We start from the raw sequence: 18,517 nt of genomic DNA, 5'->3' as shown, positions 1-18,517 counted from the left end.
AGGCGTGGATAAACGCGCGCAAATCTTATTAAAAACCTTGGTTGAGCATTACATCAGTGATGGTCAACCAATTGGTTCACGCACGCTGTTGCAACACTCTGGTTTGGAGGTCAGCCCAGCGACTATTCGCAATGTCATGAGCGATTTAGAACAGCTAGGCTTTATTACCAGCCCGCACACGTCTGCTGGGCGTATTCCAACGCAAAAAGGCTATCGTTTATTTGTAGATTCGTTGCTGACCGTACAGCCGCTTGAAACACAGGCACTACAGCAAATTAAAAGTGGCCTATCCTCACCGAACCCTGCAGAACTCATTTCTAGCGCAGCTGATATGTTGTCACAACTCACGCAATTTGCTGGCTTGGTCATGATTCCAAAACGAAAACGCGTGGCGTTTAAGCATTTAGAATTTTTGCCTTTATCTGCCACGCGAATCTTGGTGATTATTGTCACCAGCGATGGCAACGTGCAAAACCGCATTCTCATGACGGAAAAGAAATACTCCCAAAGCGAACTCACACAAGCGGGTAATTATTTTAATGCAAATTTTTCGGGGCAGACTTTTGAAGAAGTACAGCAAAAACTGCACATTGAACTGCAGCAGATGCAAAATGACATGAATCGCTTAATGTCGGCCGCACTGGAAGCCAGCAGCAAGGCAGTGGATAACAACAAAGAGGGTGTTGTGATTGCTGGTGAGCGCAATTTACTGCAGGTTGATGAGCTTTCCACCAACGTTAGCAGCCTGCGTAAACTGTTTGAGATTTTTGAACGTCGTACCTCATTAATGCAATTACTGGACAATAGTCAGCGTGCGGAAGGCGTGCAGATATTCATCGGTGGCGAAAGTGGCTACTTACCTTTAGACGAGTGCAGTATGATTACCGCACCTTATGAAGCCGATGGGCAAGTAGTTGGCACGCTCGGTGTCATTGGCCCCACCCGCATGGCTTATGAACGCGTAATACCAATTGTAGACGTCACCGCGAAACTTTTATCAAATGCACTCTCTAACAATTAGCGATACTATCGCTAATTTTGCTAACAGCTTACTTAAATCCAATATAAAAAAATATGGCTTATTATAATTCTGAACCAAAATATGAACACGGCGACCAACTTAAGGTCGGCATTTTATTAGCTAACTTAGGAACGCCAGACGCACCAACCGTAGCGGCTTTGCGGCCTTATTTACGACAATTTTTAAGCGATACACGCGTGGTCGAAATTCCGCGTGCTATTTGGTGGTTTATCTTAAATTGCATCATCTTAGTGATTCGCCCTAAGAAATCGGCCGAAAAATACGCACAAGTCTGGACAAAAGAAGGCTCACCTCTCTTAGTCCACGCACAAAAACAAGCGACTTTACTGCGCGGTTTCTTAAGCCAAAAAATCAAATCGCCTTTTGCTGTTGAATTAGGCATGAGCTATGGCAACCCGAGCATGCAATCCGCGATAGATAAACTAAAAGCACAGCATTGCGACCGTATTCTAGTATTTCCACTGTATCCACAATATGCAGCAAGCAGCACAGCATCGGCCATGGACGCGGTGTTCCGCGTATTGCTAAAAACACGCAATCAACCAGCCATTCGCAGTATACGCGATTATAACGACCACCCCGCTTACATCTCGGCGCTGGCAGCTAGTGTGCTTGAACATTGGAAGATTAATGGCAAACCAAGTAAATTAGTGATGAGCTTTCATGGTGTACCTAAAGTACATTTAACCAGTGGCGACCCTTACCATTGCCAGTGTCATAAAACTGGCCGATTATTGGCTGAGGCTTTAGCTTTAGGTAAAGACGAATATTTAATTGCCTTTCAATCACGTTTTGGTAAGCAAGAATGGCTGAAACCCTATCTCGCATCCACATTGGAAGCTTTAGGTAAAGCAAACACCAAACGTATCGATGTTATCTGTCCTGGTTTCAGTAGCGATTGCTTAGAAACACTGGAAGAAATTGCCATGGACGGCAAACACATCTTCCAAAGAAGCGGCGGCGGTGAATACCACTACATTCCAGCCTTAAATGAAAGTGAAGCTTGGATACATGCCATGACGGCAATTGCTTTGGAAAATTTACAAGGCTGGGTTACGACGGAATGGGATGTAGCGCAAGCAAAAAAAGAGTCGGAAATGACTAAATTACGCGCACAAGCTTTAACATCACTAAACTAAGCTAGCGCTTGTTTGCTATACTTACCACAGTGATTTTAATGAGTTACGATGAAAAACTTTATCTTTAAATTTTTTGGGCTATTCAACGGAGTAGTTAAATGGCTCAAAAGTAAATAAATGACAGACCTTCAGGCAATAAATTCAGGCGTATTCTTATGATTGTAATTACTGGCGGTGCAGGCATGATAGGCTCTATCATCGCTTGGCATCTCAATACCAAACTACAACGTGATGACGTGGTGATAGTGGATCGAATCACGCATGAGAACCAATGGCAGAATTTGGTCAAACGTCAATACGTGCAATATTTAGATAAAGACCAACTCATGCCGTGGTTAGAAGGTCGTAAAGATATTGAAGCCATCATCCACATGGGGGCTATTAGCGCCACCACCGAGCGCGATTTCAATAAACTGGTTGAAGCCAATATTCATTACTCGCTAAACCTTTGGACTTGGTGTGCTAAAAACAATGTCAGTTTCTTTTATGCCAGCTCTGCCGCCACTTATGGCGCTGGAGAGCATGGTTACGATGACGCCTCAATAAAGGACCTTCGTCCACTGAATGGTTACGGTTACTCAAAACACTTTTTCGATGAATGGGTGTTACGCCAAGTTGCTGAAAATAAACCAGTACCTAGCGCCTGGGCTGGTTTCAAGTTCTTTAATGTCTATGGGCCAAATGAATACCACAAAGAACGCATGGCAAGCGTTGCTTTTCATAGCTTTAACCAATTTAAAGAAACTGGTGCAGTGAAGCTCTTTAAGAGCCATAAAACGGGCTTTGAGGATGGGATGCAATTGCGTGATTTCGTTTATGTAAAAGATGCAGCATCAGCTGTAGTTCATTTTTTAAGTGCGGCATTAAATAGCAAGCGATGCACCAATGGTATTTATAATATAGGCACAGGTAAGGCGCGGGCATTCAAAGATCTTGCCACGAACGTGATGACTAGCTTAGGTAAAACACCGAATATTACTTACATTGATATGCCAGAAGACCTGCAAGGTAAATACCAGTACTTTACCGAAGCAACCGTAGCTAAACTACGTGCCGCAGGCTACACACAAGCCTTTTGCAGTTTAGAAGAAGGCGTGCAAGATTATGTACAAAATTACTTGATGCATGACGATGCTTATTGCTAACAAGCAAATAAGTAACTATTTGTTTAAGCAAACATACAGCACATCCTAGAAAGTAACCATGACTCATCAAATTGAATATTTACTCAGTGAACTGCAAGCGCACACCGACATGTTTGCGCAATTGCAAATTTTATTTCCACAGGTAAAAGCTGTTGCCGAAGAAATGCGTGCCACCTTGCAACGTGGCGGTAAAATTTTAATCATGGGCAATGGTGGTAGCGCAGCAGATAGCCAACATATTGCTGCCGAAATTGTTGGCCGTTATAAAAAAGAGCGTCGCGGCTTAGCAGCCATTGCACTGACCACCGACTCCTCTATTTTAACCTCAGTCGGCAACGACTATGGCTATGACTACATTTTTGCCCGCCAAATTGAAGGCCTATGCCGGCCCGAAGATTTGGTGATTGGCATTACCACTTCCGGCAATAGCAAAAACGTAGTCAATGCCATCATTGAAGCAAACGAGATTGGAGCCACCACAGTTGGCCTGACTGGCGGCACTGGTGGGAAATTACTGGAATTATGCAAATTCAACCTAGTGATGCCGAGTAACGATACACCACGCATACAAGAAGCGCATATTTTTATTGGCCACAGTTTATGTGGCCTGCTGGAAGCAGACTAAGTCTAAAGTTAAACCAACCATGAATTCCCATTTAATCGATACTGTTCGCCAATTCAACCTTAGCCAAAAAACGATATTAGTCATTGGCGACATTATGCTAGACCGTTATTTAATGGGTAATGTGAACCGCATTTCGCCTGAAGCTCCGGTACCCGTCGTGTTGCTAAAACATTGTGAAGACCGAGCTGGTGGAGCTGCTAACGTTGCAGCGAACCTAAGCGGTTTGGGATTGTATACCGAAATTATCGGTTGCATTGGTGAAGATGACACAGGCAGCATTCTTAAAAAAATTATTGCTGATTCTTGCATTAATACCGAAAATATCTTCGTTTCAAAATTCAGGCCTACCGTGTCAAAAACCCGGGTCATGAGTGGCAATCAACAAATTGTGCGCATTGATGATGAAAGTGCAACTCCATTTAGTATAGATGAAAACAATCAAATACTAAATAATGTAACGAAAGCACTCACTAAAAAACCCGCAATCGTAATTCTGTCCGATTATGCCAAAGGCGTGTTAAGCGACAATAGTTGTAAAACAATTATTGAAAAGTGTAAGCAACTTGGCATTCCTATCATTGCCGACCCCAAAGGCCGCGATTACAGCAAATACAAAGGTGCCAACACGCTGACGCCAAACAAAAAAGAAACCGCGGAAGCGTGCGCTGTTGATATTCATGACACCGAAGCTTTGCTGCAAGCCGCTGCGCAACTCAAAGCTAAATTGGAATTAAATTTTCTCGCGGTTACTCGTGGCGAAGAAGGTATCTCGCTCATTGACGATAAACAGATTCAGCACATACCCGCTACCGCGAAAAAAGTATTTGATGTTTCCGGCGCAGGCGACACCGTGATTGCCACTCTCGCCGCCGGCCTAATACATGGCTTAAATCCACACGATGCCCTGCAACTGGCCAACATTGCGGCAGGCATTGTTGTTGCAAAAGTAGGCACCGTACCTGTTACCCAAGCAGAACTTTTAAGAGCGCTGGTGAGCGAAGATGGACAATCGCAAGCGGATAAAATCTGTGACCGCACTCAATTGGCTGATCTGGTCAGCCAGTGGAAAGCCAATCATCAAAAAATCGTTTTCACCAATGGCTGTTTTGATTTACTACACGCTGGTCACGTCACCTATTTAGAAGCAGCAAAAAAGACTGGTGACAAGCTTATTTTAGGACTTAACACCGATCGCTCTGTGAGCGTGCTAAAAGGTCCAACACGCCCTGTAGTACATGAGGGTGACCGTGCTCGCGTACTTGCCGCCCTTGCCTCAGTAGATGCGGTAATATTGTTCGATGAGGACACTCCATTACAATTGATTGATGCTATAAGACCAGATGTGATTGTTAAAGGCGATGACTACACAGAAGAGCAAGTCGTAGGTGGCACCGAAGTAAAATCGTGGGGAGGAAGTGTAAAATTGATCCCACTAGTGCAGGGCCGTAGCACCAGCAATATCATAAGAAAAATGAACAGCTAATTTAATTATATGCGTGCGGATAAATTCACTGTCACGCTGAACTCGTTTCAGCATCTCAAGAATATTTCAGATTGCGGATCAAACCCGCAATGAAAAAGGCTGTAGAAAAAATTCTAATCATTGGCCCCTCATGGGTTGGTGACATGGTGCTGGCGCAAAGTCTGTTTAAAACACTTAAATTGAACAAGCCAAACTGCATCATTGACGTTGCTGCGCCCGCTTGGACATTACCGCTGATTGAACGTATGCCTGAAGTAAACAAAGGCATAGCCTTGCCATTTAAACATGGGCAATTTGCATTATTTGAGCGTATTAAATTCGGCAGAAGTCTTAGAAATGCAACTTACACGCAATCTATTATTCTGACCAATTCATTTAAATCAGCCATTTTGCCTTTTGCCGCGAACATCAAACAACGCACTAGTTTTTTGGGTGAAAGTCGCTACGGCTTAATTAATGATATTCGTCTGCTCGATAAAACCAAGCTCCCCCGCACGGTGGATCGATTTATTGCATTAGGATTAGAAACAAACGCGCAGTTGCCTATCAACATTCCGAATCCAACTTTAATTGCCAATACACAAAATGCCCTGAACGCATTAACTAAATTAGGCATAGCAAAACCCAATAATAAAATTCTTGGTTTGTGTCCTGGTGCCGAATATGGTGAAGCTAAACGTTGGCCAGCTGAATACTATGCCGAAGTCGCTCGTGAAGGGCTTAGCAAGGGTTGGCAGGTCTGGTTATTTGGCTCAGAGAAAGATATTCCTGTCACAACAAGCATCAATGCACTCGCTAAAAATCAATGTTTAGATTTAGGTGGCAAAACCAATCTAAGCGAAGCCATCGACTTAATGTCACTATGCGAAAGCGTAATAAGCAACGACTCTGGACTAATGCACGTAGCCGCGGCGTTAGACAAAAACTTGGTTGCAATTTACGGCTCATCCAACCCGCAGCATACGCCACCAATGAGCAGCAAAGCTCTAGTGGAATACCTAGGTCTTGAATGTAGCCCTTGCTTTAAGCGAGAGTGTCCATTAGGGCATTTAAACTGCCTTAAAAAAATCACTCCTAACCACATAAATAATCAATTACATTTACAACATGTCGACAGCAAACAAAATACTTAGCCTAGCCTATTATCTCCCTCAGTTCCATGAAATTGAGGAAAACAACCGTTGGTGGGGACAAGGTTTTACCGAATGGGTGCAATTGCGTCAAGCAAAGCAGTATTTCAATTGGCAAACGATTCGCAGACCAATACCACCTATTGGCGAATACAATTTATTAAATTCGGAAGTATTAGAGTGGCAAGCAAAAACAGCTAAAAACTTTGGTATAGATGGATTTTTAGTCTTTGACTACTGGTTTGGCAAGGGTAAAACCCTACTTGAAAAACCCATGCAAATGGTGCTGGATAAACAGTTAAATTTTGATTATTGCTTATGTTGGGCAAATCATACTTGGTACAACAAGCGTAACAATACCACTTTACAAGCGCAACAATACCTTGGTGAGCAAGATTACACAGTATACTTCAACCGACTATTACCACACTTCAAATCACCGCATTACCTTAAAATTGACAATAAGCCCATATTCTCAATTTTCAACCCCAACGAAATTCCAGATTTGCCTGTGTTTATCGATACCTTTCAGAAATTAGCAAAGGCTTCTGGATTTAGCGGTATTTATTGGATAGCGGACAATACTGACAGTAATTCACCGCACGCCAGCTTGTTTAACGGCTATACGCGATCGAACGGTTTTTTCAAAAAACGCAATAAAGACAATGTATTTTCATACCTTAAAGAAAAACTGACGCGCAAATTAGGCTTTAACCAAATTGGTCCATTTTATTATAGCTACCCACATTTGGTTGTTGATCAATACGTTCATAATAACGATGCCAAACATATTCCAGCAGTTTTCACTGGCTGGGACACAACTCCGCGACATTTACGGCGCGGGACAGTACTAAAAGACTTTAATTTAGACAGCTTTAACCAGCATCTACAAAAGATTGCTCACAGCATAAGGCGAAAGGCAACACAAAATAATCAACAGCAATTGGTAGTTATTAAATCTTGGAATGAGTGGGCAGAGGGCAACTTACTCGAGCCTGATAGCGTGTTTGGAATGGATCTTTTAAAAGCCTATCACGCATTCGTAAGTGATTTAAAATAAGCCTTCCCTACACACGCTAATAATTCATATGATAAAACTTTTTGGATTAACTAATTACCTAAGCGCCAGACGTGTGCAAAGAAAAGCTGAAAAATTGCGTAGGAAACCCGCAAGATCACTAGAACGTTTTAAAAAAGAATATCCAAACTATAAAATTGGGAACAATAACTACGGCGTACCCAATATCAAAAATCCACATACGGAAGCCACATTATCCATTGGCTCTTTTTGCTCGATTGCTCCTAATGTTAAAATCTACATGGGGGGAATGCACCGTTCTGACTGGATCACGACTTATCCATTCCCGGCTTTTTTTACACATGTAGCTCATATCCAAAATTGGGCGCCAACAAAAGGTGATGTCAATATAGGCAATGATGTTTGGCTTTGCGCAAACAGTGTTATTTTGTCTGGCGTCACCATTGGTCACGGTGCTGTAGTCGCAAATAGCGCAGTTGTCACCAAGGATGTTGCTCCTTATGAAATCGTGGGAGGCAATCCTGCAAAGCACATCCGCTGGCGCTTTGACGAGGCAACACGCGAAGCATTACTGGAATCCAAATGGTGGGACTGGCCAGAAGATGAAGTTCTCAGGATTGCTCCACTACTCTGTTCAGATAATCTAACGGCTTTTTTTGAATACGCACGATCCAAATCTCATTTGTCAGATAACACAACAACGGCTTAATAATAATGATTAAAAAATTACGCTCTCTGACAGACAATCAAACTCAGGCTTTTCTCACACTGCTTGCCAGCTTAGTCGCTTGGCGAATCATTTATATACAAAACGGCTGGATAAATGACGATTCCATTCTATATTTTGAAGTTGCTCGATTATTTGCTTTAGGGGAATGGAAGCAAGGCCTAGCCTTATATAACTGGTCTTTATATTCGGCCTTACTTGCTTTTCTACATAAGCTTTTAGATATAAACATTCAACAAGTTGCAGAAATCCTGAATGTTATTTTCTTTACTGTCAGTACCTATAGTTTTATGGCCATCATTCGACTAGCTGGCGGCAACAAAATCACTATGCTTTTCGGCTCCTTGCTGTTATTTAGTACTCCCTACTTAGTGGGTGATGTACTGCCCATGTTGTTAAGAGATCAAGGTTTTTGGGCATTCTTTCTGCTTAGCATTCAGTTTTTTATACTGTTTTATCGGACTGAAAAATTCAGTCATGCTCTATTGTGGCAACTCACAGCAATTATTGCAGTGTTATTCAGAATAGAAGCAACTACATTTCTTGTTTTATTGCCTTTTGTACTATTCACCAAAGAAAATGCACAGCACCGAGTTAGGGAGTGGGTATATGCAAATTCGCTGAGCTTACTTGCATTTACTATAATTTTATCCTTACTCCTCTTAATTCCTAGCTTATCATTAAAAAGTTTCGGGCGACTCAATGATTTATTTTCGCTACTGATACTCAGCTATAACAATATTTCTGAAACATTTGTTGCTAAAGCACAAATCATGAATGAACAAATTCTTGGTGATTTTCTGGATGACTATGGAATGTTGGGCATCCTACTTACTATGGGAGCAATACTGGTATCCAAATGTATGCTCTCTCCTGGATGGGTTGCCAGCATTATCCTTATGAGCAATTGGAAAAATAGCCTTAATGATGTTATTCCCGATGTACTTAAAATATTGTACTGGGTCATTGCTATTGCAATTTTAAATGCCGCAGTCATTTTAACTAGCAACTTCATTTTATCTGGTCGCTACATAGCAAGTCTATCTTTTATTCTGTTGATATTAGCCTCATTCAGCTTTACTCAACTTTTCCATTCAGATAATACTGGCTGGAAAAAATATTTATTAATACTAGCCATTATTTTATCGAGCGTCGTTTTGATTAATAATTTGCGGCCAAAAGATAATGAATATAATTACGAACAATACGCCGTCAATTGGATTAAAACACATAATAAATCAAATTCACCTGTGTTTTACACAACCCCTAGTACTCGCTATTATGCAGGTGCTCCCTATGCGGGAAGAGGCTATGATGATTGGGCTTACATTACGAACGCAATAGCCGATGGTTCGGTACAAAATTACAGTTACTTAGTTATCGAACTTAAAAATCACCAACCTGATAAAGAACAACAACTTTTCAATAGCCTTGATAATTACAAGCTAGTAAAAGAGTTTATGGGATTTCGTTCTAAGAAAAAAGTGATGGTCTTTGCAAAAATAAACTAAAAATTACCTATTTTTAACTAGTGAATGCAGACTGCGCACTAACTGGATTTTGTTTAATTGGCAATAACTTTCCCAATCTCCTACTTCAGTCCAATCGCTCAAAAATACAAAATCTAAGCCCGCGCGTATTGCTGCTTCATGGTCATATTTGCTATCTCCTATAAACAAAGCGGGAAACCGCAAATTTCCTTTCGCTTTTTCTCGTGCTAGCACAGTGTCTTTATTATCGGGGCTTCCAAATAAGCCCCCATCAAAAAAATGGGCTAATTTACGTTTAGCGAATAATTCACGAATCTCTTGCTGGTCACCACCCGACAATATCATCCAATTCGCTTGTGGGGTCGCCTGACGTAAAACATCCAAACCTTCAGCAACTTCGCACGCCATCAAACCGACTTCTAACTCACGTGAAAATTCATTTAATAAGGCTTGAACGGCTTCCTTTGTAACCGCTTGATGCAAAATCTCACTTAGGTAATATTCAAATTTATGATAGCGCGAAATGCCGCCCAGTCTTACGTGATAATCTACTAAAGATTGGGCTTGCTCATCCGTTGCACCTAAATTTTTAGCGGTACGAAAATAGGCTTCTGTCTTGACGATATTAGAATCAAGTACCACACCATCGCAATCAAACACAATAGTTTTATATTTTTCTAATTCTATTTTCAAGCCAGTTCCTAAATCATTAATTTAATAAAAAAGGCTTTGTACTAATTTAGTACAAAGCCTAATTATAAAGCGCCCTAAATGCAATTAAGCTGCTTTAATCGCACTAGCTTCTTTTGCTAATTTAGTTATGTGTGCCCAATCTCTTCTTGCAACAGCGTCGGCTGGAGTTAGCCAAGTGCCACCACAAACCACAACGTTAGGTAAAGCCAAAAACTGCGGAGCTGATTCAACCGTTACACCCCCTGTAGGGCAAAACTTAACATCGCCGAATGGACCGGCAAAACCTTTTAGCAAATTAATGCCACCTACAGCCACAGCTGGAAACAGCTTTAAAAAATAGTAGTCATCCGCGTTCGCGGTCATAATTTCAGAGCCTGTAGAAACGCCTGGCAATAATGAAAGGCCAATTTTACGTGCAAATTGGCCTAGTTCTGTGGTGTAGCCAGGGCTCACCGCAAATTTACAGCCAACATCAAGCGAGGCTTGTGCGTCCTTTAAATTACGTACAGTCCCTGAACCTAATATTGCATCTGGCACGTGCTTGGCAATCTGCTCCATCGCCTGCAACGCACAGGAAGAACGTAGCGTTACCTCGAGTACGCGAATACCGCCTTCTAGCAAGGCCTCTGCAATCGGCACAGCATCTTCTACGTTGTTAATCACAATCACTGGAATTACTGGGCCTTCTTTGGCCAAGTCGATTGTTTTAATGCTTGATGTACTCATGTTTTTTTACCTAGTTAATTAAAAATTATTTATTAAAATTCAAAATTTAAATTCAAAATAGCTTCCATCGTACGCGGGATTATCGGTTCTAGTAACGAATCACGTAAACTTTGATAATCAAGTGAGAACAAGGCGCGCAAACTCAATCAGTTAAACAATTACGGCAGTTAGCACAACGCGGTTATCGCTTAATTTACGAAGTTTATAGCCAAGTGATGGCACCTTCTTCGGCAGACAACACATTCTTCCGCATTCCGCCAAACAACTCACGGCCAAAACCATGCGCATTTTGGTGACGCTTGGTGTCTGAGAGTTCGGCTAAATCTCGCTCGGCCCATTCATCCTCATCGACCAGCACGTTGACCATGCCAACCGTTGCATTCAATCGAATAATATCACCGTCACGCACCTTAGCTAAGGGACCACCTGCTGAAGCTTCAGGAGTTAAGTGAATTGCTGCAGGAATCTTGCCCGAAGCACCGCTCATACGACCATCGGTTACAATGGCTACTCTAAAGCCTTTATTTTGCAACACGGCTAGTGGCGGAGTGAGTTTATGTAACTCTGGCATACCGTTGGCTTTAGGACCTTGAAAACGGACAACGGCAATGAAGTCTTTCTCTAACTCGCCACGGTCAAATGCAGCTAACAATTCTTCTTGTGCATCAAACACTATGGCTGGCGCCTCAATAATGTGGCGGTCGGCAGGGACAGCAGAAATTTTAATTACGCTACGGCCTAAATTACCTTTTAACAAACGCAATCCACCCGACTCGTCAAACGGGAAGGCCGCAGTACGAACAATGGTTTCATCACTGCTTTCTTTCGGCAGATCTTTCCAGACTAATTTATCATTTTCTTTGGCTGGCACCTTGCCGTAATCGCGCAGACCGCCATATGCCACGGTGAAGACATCAGGGAACATATAGCCTGCATCAATCAATTCACGAATAACAAAGGCTGGACCACCTGCCTCTTGAAATTCGTTCACATCCGCCTTGCCATTTGGGTAGACACTTGCCAATAGTGGTGTAGTTTTGGCAAGATGATAAAAGTCAGTCCAGTCAATCATAATGCCCGCTGCACGCGCCACAGCAACCCAATGGATAAGATGATTAGTTGAGCCGCCGGTAGCCAATAATGCCACCATCGCATTCACAATCACATGTTCATCCACCAGCCTACCAATTGGTGTAAATTGCTCTTTTTTTGCATTTGCCAGTACCAGTTTAACGGCTTCGCGCGTCAACAATTCACGCATGCCATCATGTGGATGGATGAATGCCGCGCCTGGAACGTGCAAGCCCATCGCTTCCATCAGCATTTGGTTGCTGTTGGCGGTACCGTAAAAAGTACAGGTCCCCGCACCATGGTAAGCCGCTGATTCAGACGCCAATAAGGCTTTACGATCCACTTTACCTTGCGCATATTGCTCGCGTACTTTGGATTTTGTGGTGTTATCGATACCCGTACTCATTGGCCCTGCTGGAACAAACACACATGGCAGGTGACCAAATTGCAAGGCTCCGATTAGCAAACCTGGTACAATTTTATCGCACACACCAAGTAATAAGGCGGCGTCAAACACATCATGCGAAAGCGCAATCGCCGTACTCATGGCGATGGTATCGCGACTGAATAGCGACAGTTCCATGCCGGGTTCGCCTTGCGTAATGCCATCACACATTGCTGGAACACCACCAGCTACTTGCACTGTAGCACCGTATTTATGGGCTTCGTCACGAATAATATCAGGGTAATTTACGTATGGCTGATGTGCCGAAAGCATTTCATTGTAAGCCGTAACAATGCCGATATTCGGTGCCTTTTCAACGACCACACGCAATTTATCATTTGCAGGCATGGCTGCAAATGCATGCGCGACGTTAGCACAGCCTAAACGATCTGCGCCACGCTGACGGTTCACAATTTCATCTAAACGATGTAAATATGCCGTGCGCGTTGGGCGGCTTTTCTCGATGATACGTTCTGTAACTTCTAAATGGGATTGTTTCATAATCAGGCACTCTACTTTTTGATAACCAATTTGCGGGACCTTGTCTTGCGGAACTTACCTAGCCGTTATTCAGCGAATAACATCTGTATAAGTTAAGAAAAACGCTAGCCTTGATTATCGCTAAACTGAGGCTTATCGTCAAACGAAAGCCGCTTTAAAAGCGGCCTCTTCGTAATAAATTAAGCGCTATTTAATCTCAATCAATTCATTTTTTTGTAACTAAAATATCTTCCAGCATTAAATACTCTAAATCACAACCGTAAAACATGTTTAGCGCATCCGTTGGTGAGCAAATCATAGGTTCACCACGACGATTCAGTGACGTATTCAACACCACCGGATTGCCACGCAATGTTTCCAAATGCTCGATCAATGCATAATAGCGGGGGTTGGTTTCCCGCGTTACGACTTGCGCGCGCGCCGTGCCATCTTCATGCACCACTTCTGGAATACGTGACTTCCATTGTTCTGCTACGTTAAAAGTAAAGGTCATGTAGGGCGCAGGATGGTTGGTTTGCAAAATTTCCGGTGCAACCCAGTCTAATAGGCTCGGGCAAAAGGGCCGCCAGCGTTCGCGATATTTGATTTGTGCATTAATGCGATCAGCCACGCCAGGATAACTCGGGTCACCTAAAATGCTGCGACAGCCGAGTGAACGAGGGCCAAACTCCATGCGGCCTTGCAACCAGGCGAGCGGATTGCCGCTTGCTAAGAGTTCCGCACCCGTTTGTGCGGCATTTTCTACGCGCTTGAAAATCGGTTTTTCTGGATGCGCCTCACAGGCAGCGATACATTCTTCTGTGCTATACGCTGGGCCTAAATAAGCATGCTCCATTTTCGCAATGGTGTCGCCCGCCAAATGGGCAGCATAAGTCGCAGCGCCAAGCGAGGTACCATTGTCACCTGAAGCAGGCTGCACGAATAACTCTTTTACATGCGGCATGGCTATTATGCGCTGATTCAACTTCACATTCAGCGCCACACCACCCGCCATTGCGATACGGCCAGTTTCTTTGATGATATCGCCCAAGTAGTAATCAATCATCTTCAGCGCGAGGTCTTCAAGCAACTGCTGAACGGATGCGGCATAGTGAATATACGGGTCATCAATCTCGTCACCGTGGCGTTTTGGGCCTAGCCAATCGATTAATTCTGGGGTGAAATAATAGCCCTTGCCACTTTCTTTGTAGCGACGTAAACCTACTACATTAACCAACTTGGTATTTACTTTCAATTCACCATCTTCGAAGCTGACCAAACGTGATAAATTATATTTGCTGGCATCACCATAAGGCGCCATGCCCATGACTTTAAACTCGCCATCAAGCATCTCAAAACCAAGATACTCAGTAATGGCGCCGTACATGCCACCTAGTGAATCGGGGTCATAAAACTCTTTAATTTTATGGATTTTTCCGTTTTCACCGTAACCAAAAAACGTAGTGGCGTATTCGCCTTTGCCATCAATGCCAACAATCGCGGTTTTTTCTTTGAACCCACTTAAATGATAGGCACTTGAAGCATGCGCCAAGTGATGCTCCACTGGCACAAATTTGGCATTCTTCAAACCCAAATCGGCCATGAGTTTCAGTGACTTGTCTCGGTTGCGCCTAAAACGGCGATTGCCGTTAAAAAGTGCATCCAGCGCACGATCAGGCGCATACCAATGACGTTTGGCGTAGTGCCAGCGTGCATTGCTGCTGAGTGGAATTTCCGCATACGGAAACGCAACAATATCGACCTGCTCAGCAGTGATGCCTGCTTGTTTTAGGCAAAACTTAGCTGCCTCATAAGGGAATTTATTTTTAGCGTGTTTATCACGAATGAAACGCTCTTCTTCGGCTGCGGCAATAATTTTACCATCGACCAATATTGCTGCTGAAGCATCATGCCCCAGCGCACCAGATAACCCTAAAACAATCATGTAGGTACTTTCATAAGGTTGTTTTCGTAAGTATTGTTACTTAAGTTTTTTGCTATTTTACTGGGTTTATCAAGAATCGTTGTTATTTTCTAACAAATCAGTCACTCGCAATTCCCGCTCTCACCAACAAAGGCATCACCCAAGGATCATCTGCCTCATGATAAGCGGCTCTAAAAGCTTGCTTAAACAGCAAGGTGGTTTCCGCATCCTGCTGCCAATTTCGCATAAAGCGCTTTAAATCTTTAATATGTTTTTGTTGAAAAAACCATGGATCGGCTTGCATGGCATCCAGATCAAGCAACACAGGTTTGCCGACTTTAATTTTAAGGTTACTCGCCTTACAATCGCCATGTGAAATTTTAAGCAAACTTAATCGATAAAATAAGCTTGCCACTTCATAGGCCACTGCTTGTTTTGTTTCAATTGAATGTTTTTCTGCAAAATACTGTGCCACGTCAGGCGCATCTAAAAATGCACTCACGAAATATGCGCGTTGACGCAACCAACCAAAACGCTCTTCTACCAACGCGAGTGGCGCAGGGGTCGCGATATTTAAAATATTCAGGCGATGCGCATTAGCCCAGGAAATGGCCGCGCGACTCTTGCGAAAAGCACGGCCGAAACCATGTAGAAAGCTTTTAATATTGTAGCGCTTCACCACCACTTGCCGATTAGCAATTAGCGCCGTAGCAATGGTGCAGGTGTTACCATTTTTTATATTGCCCGCAGCATTAGCTAAAAAAATGTCCAAATTTAGCAGAGTAGTTTCATCCTCTGAAAAGGCACTGGCTAAAGCAGAAAAATACCTAAAATTCTGCGTGACTTTTACATCTGTACAAGTTCTAAACACTTTTTTATCCGCATAGCCACTTGCCACTTGCTGACGAATTTTTTGCGTTGCCAACCAGAGGTTTGTCATGCCCTCAACTGAAAAGGACATTCCCATCGCATCGCAGTAATCTTGATACAAATATTGCAGCCAATCGTCCTCATCCAGCACATCCATTTTTGAAAACAAAGTAGCAAGATTCTGCCGTTGCTGGCGGTTTTTAAAGAATGTCGATAAGAGACGAATGCCATCTCCATCGAGCGTGTATAAACTGGACGCGCCAGTTGTTTGATCAGTTTCGAGTAGGAAGTTTTTAAAATACAAATCCGTTTGAATTAAGCCTGCTTTGTGATGCAAAGCTAAGGCTTGCACTAATTGCCGCATCAACAACAACCGCTGGTCTTTAGGCAATTGTGCATAAGCTTCTTCAGCATTTTGCGCGGGAGTGATGGCGGCATAAATTGCCACGTAAGAGTTAGGTGCAACGGCATCGCCTTGGAAAAGCAAAGCAGGTGTAGGGATGCTAGCATTCAGAAGTTGCTGAACACCCGCTACATCACGTTCTAAGTGCTTTTTAGCGCGAGCTCCAGAAAACTGTTTGGCATAGACCAATTGCCCTTGCCAAGTACCACGCACCACTTCACGCTGCTGCGGCACCACCCTGACAACAGCTTCAACCTCAATCGGCGCGGCGTTTTTTAGAAGTATTTGCAACTGCTTGAATTAAACTTTACGCAATACATAGACACGCCACATGGCGTAATATGGGATAAAGTCCAGCGAATCGACCACTTTAAAACCCGCTTGAGCAAAGTCTCGCTCAATTTGCTCTACTGGGATCACAAAGCGGTTTTGTTCGCCTTTTTTGCTACGTTTAGCTTCTAATTTCTTGCGCTGGTAGGCTTTCAAGTTACCATCCACCCAAAGCGATAAAATTACGGTATCACGTGTCACACGGTGGAATTCTTTTAACATGGCGACACGATGCTCAGACTGTCCGATGTGATGCATCAATCGCATGCTGAATATATTATCTACTGCATCGTCAGGCAAATCGATGGCAAAGGCCGAGGTCTGGATAGCGGTGAATTGAGCGGCAATTTCTTTTGGACAATGTTCTGTAGCTATCGAAACCATATCGGCAGAATTGTCTGCTCCTATAATTTTACGCGTTGGGCTCTCTGCCAACAGCGGCCAAAAACGGCCTGCCCCACAGGGTAAATCAAGTACTTGCTGTGGATTTCCTGCAATTTTCAGGGCCTTGCGTGCTAGCTGTACATCACGCCAATGTGAAAGTTTACGCATCAAGCCATCTTGATGTTTTTCAAAATATTGCTGTGAATGCTCTCGGGTATATTTATCCGAAAACTCAAGTTTAATTGGGGCTTCTTTAGGCTTTGTCATTGCAGAACACCTTGAAAATCGTAATTAATAATTCGTTATTATAACTGTTACTTATGCTTTGCTCGACTCGAACGTTTAACAATTCGCCGACATAGCCATTTTGCATACGGCGTTAAACGCCGCAGATTCAAGTAATGTAGTAAAAAATACATGCGGCGTGTTTTACTCCAATGCGCTGCATGTCGGTTCAACGCTGATAAATCCATCAAGATGCGTAATATTAAAAATGGATTGATGCGTGATTTTTCTAAATCAATGGCCGCCACTTGTGGCGTCGTAGCATCGCTCATATTCACAAATAAATGTTTTGGATAAAACGAACGATGTTGCACACTAGCCGCGTGCAATTGTCGCGCATAAGTCGCCACTGCCTTTAACAATATATTTTGCCGATGCAATACAGGTCGCGCTTGTTCAAACAGTTGTTCGGTCAATTCGTCTAATGAAACGAATCCAACCAACTCTTTTGTTAGCAGCGTTGTTTTAAAATCACCATTAGGATTTCGCCCAAAAAACATCACTTCTGGTGCATTCACCTGATGCGCCCGCAAATATTGCATCATGGTGAATTCACGTTCAAATGTTGGTATGCCATGAATCGGATGTCGCCAAGATTTATGCTGGTGATTTTCTTGTTTCTTTAAAAATGCCCCCAGTACGCTGCCATCGGGCTGCTTAAGTTCGATTCGCCCTACCCCACTCCAGCCGCCACGTCGCACATTTGGCTCTTCAAACCAGTTCACTTTATGATTCCATATTGAATCAAAATCGGCTACCTGATTAAAAACCAATAGCTGCTGGTGCTGTGGGGCAATAAAAAATTTAGTCATTTTAATCGAGCTTTTTTAATAAGACTGTTCTTAAATCGAATTACACAGCCAACTTTTACAACATTTGTTTTGTGGGTTTTTCTGTGTTGCGGGCCACTAATTATAGCAGTCCAAATCTAGCTCGTCGTCAACTGAATGCACTAAGTGAATGGCCTTTTGATATGTTATGATTTTGCATGCTTAGTCTTTTATTCAAACCGCTCGCCTTACTTTCACTCGCCAACATTCATCGCTTAGGTGCTATTTTAGGTTATGCCATGTATCTATTCATGCC

Annotated in this window: 16 protein-coding genes; 9 read left to right on the top strand and 7 right to left on the bottom strand. The window is 43.0% G+C overall.

The features are described from left to right. The first annotated feature begins 4 nt into the window (after positions 1–4). From hrcA to HOO90_RS08325, 9 genes are all read left to right on the top strand, one after another. Positions 5–1,021 carry a heat-inducible transcriptional repressor HrcA gene (gene hrcA, locus HOO90_RS08365; protein ID WP_292841987.1) on the top strand — a complete coding sequence of 339 codons (1,017 nt, stop codon included), beginning with the start codon at positions 5–7 and terminating at the stop codon, positions 1,019–1,021. A gap of 53 nt (positions 1,022–1,074) precedes the next feature. Then, entirely contained in the window at positions 1,075–2,181 is a 1,107-nt protein-coding gene (gene hemH / locus HOO90_RS08360; RefSeq protein WP_292841985.1) for a ferrochelatase, read from the top strand. Positions 2,182–2,336: 155 nt separating this feature from the next. After that, positions 2,337–3,326, top strand: coding sequence for an ADP-glyceromanno-heptose 6-epimerase (gene rfaD / locus HOO90_RS08355; protein ID WP_292841984.1), 990 nt, complete (start codon positions 2,337–2,339; stop codon positions 3,324–3,326). A 58-nt stretch (positions 3,327–3,384) separates the two neighbouring features. Beyond that, positions 3,385–3,951 (top strand): SIS domain-containing protein, encoded by a 567-nt coding sequence (locus tag HOO90_RS08350; protein WP_292841983.1) that lies wholly within the window; start codon positions 3,385–3,387, stop codon positions 3,949–3,951. 19 nt (positions 3,952–3,970) lie between these two features. Continuing rightward, on the top strand, positions 3,971–5,434 hold the full coding sequence (rfaE1, locus tag HOO90_RS08345) for a D-glycero-beta-D-manno-heptose-7-phosphate kinase (protein ID WP_292841982.1): 1,464 nt from the start codon (positions 3,971–3,973) through the stop codon (positions 5,432–5,434). 89 nt (positions 5,435–5,523) lie between these two features. Then, positions 5,524–6,567: a lipopolysaccharide heptosyltransferase II gene (gene waaF / locus HOO90_RS08340; RefSeq protein WP_292841981.1), complete on the top strand. Its 1,044-nt coding sequence runs from the start codon at positions 5,524–5,526 to the stop codon at positions 6,565–6,567. Further along, complete coding sequence (locus tag HOO90_RS08335) at positions 6,542–7,624, top strand: glycoside hydrolase family 99-like domain-containing protein (protein ID WP_292841980.1); 1,083 nt, start codon at positions 6,542–6,544, stop codon at positions 7,622–7,624. The genes waaF and HOO90_RS08335 overlap by 26 nt, the downstream gene beginning before the upstream one ends. Positions 7,625–7,718: 94 nt before the next feature. After that, positions 7,719–8,312 (top strand): CatB-related O-acetyltransferase, encoded by a 594-nt coding sequence (locus HOO90_RS08330; RefSeq protein WP_292841979.1) that lies wholly within the window; start codon positions 7,719–7,721, stop codon positions 8,310–8,312. Between the two features lie 5 nt (positions 8,313–8,317). Then, the gene (locus HOO90_RS08325; RefSeq protein ID WP_292841978.1) at positions 8,318–9,841 is read left to right on the top strand and encodes a hypothetical protein; all 1,524 of its coding nucleotides are present in this window, start codon (positions 8,318–8,320) and stop codon (positions 9,839–9,841) included. 3 nt (positions 9,842–9,844) lie between these two features. On the opposite strand, the gene HOO90_RS08320 is transcribed toward HOO90_RS08325, so the two are convergent. The 7 genes from HOO90_RS08320 to HOO90_RS08290 all read right to left on the bottom strand — a co-directional run bounded on the left by HOO90_RS08320 (position 9,845) and on the right by HOO90_RS08290 (position 18,243). Then, the gene (locus HOO90_RS08320) at positions 9,845–10,513 is read right to left on the bottom strand and encodes an HAD family hydrolase (protein WP_292841977.1); all 669 of its coding nucleotides are present in this window, start codon (positions 10,511–10,513) and stop codon (positions 9,845–9,847) included. Between the two features lie 84 nt (positions 10,514–10,597). Next, positions 10,598–11,224 (bottom strand): bifunctional 4-hydroxy-2-oxoglutarate aldolase/2-dehydro-3-deoxy-phosphogluconate aldolase, encoded by a 627-nt coding sequence (eda, locus tag HOO90_RS08315; protein WP_292842028.1) that lies wholly within the window; start codon positions 11,222–11,224, stop codon positions 10,598–10,600. A gap of 217 nt (positions 11,225–11,441) precedes the next feature. Further along, complete coding sequence (gene edd / locus HOO90_RS08310) at positions 11,442–13,256, bottom strand: phosphogluconate dehydratase (protein WP_292841976.1); 1,815 nt, start codon at positions 13,254–13,256, stop codon at positions 11,442–11,444. Positions 13,257–13,461: 205 nt separating this feature from the next. Next, the gene (locus tag HOO90_RS08305) at positions 13,462–15,180 is read right to left on the bottom strand and encodes a carbamoyltransferase C-terminal domain-containing protein (RefSeq protein ID WP_292841975.1); all 1,719 of its coding nucleotides are present in this window, start codon (positions 15,178–15,180) and stop codon (positions 13,462–13,464) included. Between the two features lie 97 nt (positions 15,181–15,277). After that, on the bottom strand, positions 15,278–16,723 hold the full coding sequence (locus tag HOO90_RS08300) for a lipopolysaccharide kinase InaA family protein (RefSeq protein WP_292841974.1): 1,446 nt from the start codon (positions 16,721–16,723) through the stop codon (positions 15,278–15,280). Positions 16,724–16,732: 9 nt separating this feature from the next. Next, positions 16,733–17,413: a class I SAM-dependent methyltransferase gene (locus tag HOO90_RS08295; RefSeq protein WP_292841973.1), complete on the bottom strand. Its 681-nt coding sequence runs from the start codon at positions 17,411–17,413 to the stop codon at positions 16,733–16,735. Positions 17,414–17,460: 47 nt separating this feature from the next. Then, on the bottom strand, positions 17,461–18,243 hold the full coding sequence (locus HOO90_RS08290) for a lipopolysaccharide kinase InaA family protein (RefSeq protein ID WP_292841972.1): 783 nt from the start codon (positions 18,241–18,243) through the stop codon (positions 17,461–17,463). Positions 18,244–18,517 lie beyond the last annotated feature (274 nt).

This window comes from Methylotenera sp. (assembly GCF_013141425.1).
Lineage (GTDB): Bacteria > Pseudomonadota > Gammaproteobacteria > Burkholderiales > Methylophilaceae > Methylotenera.
This window is presented reverse-complemented; position numbering and strand designations above follow the sequence as displayed.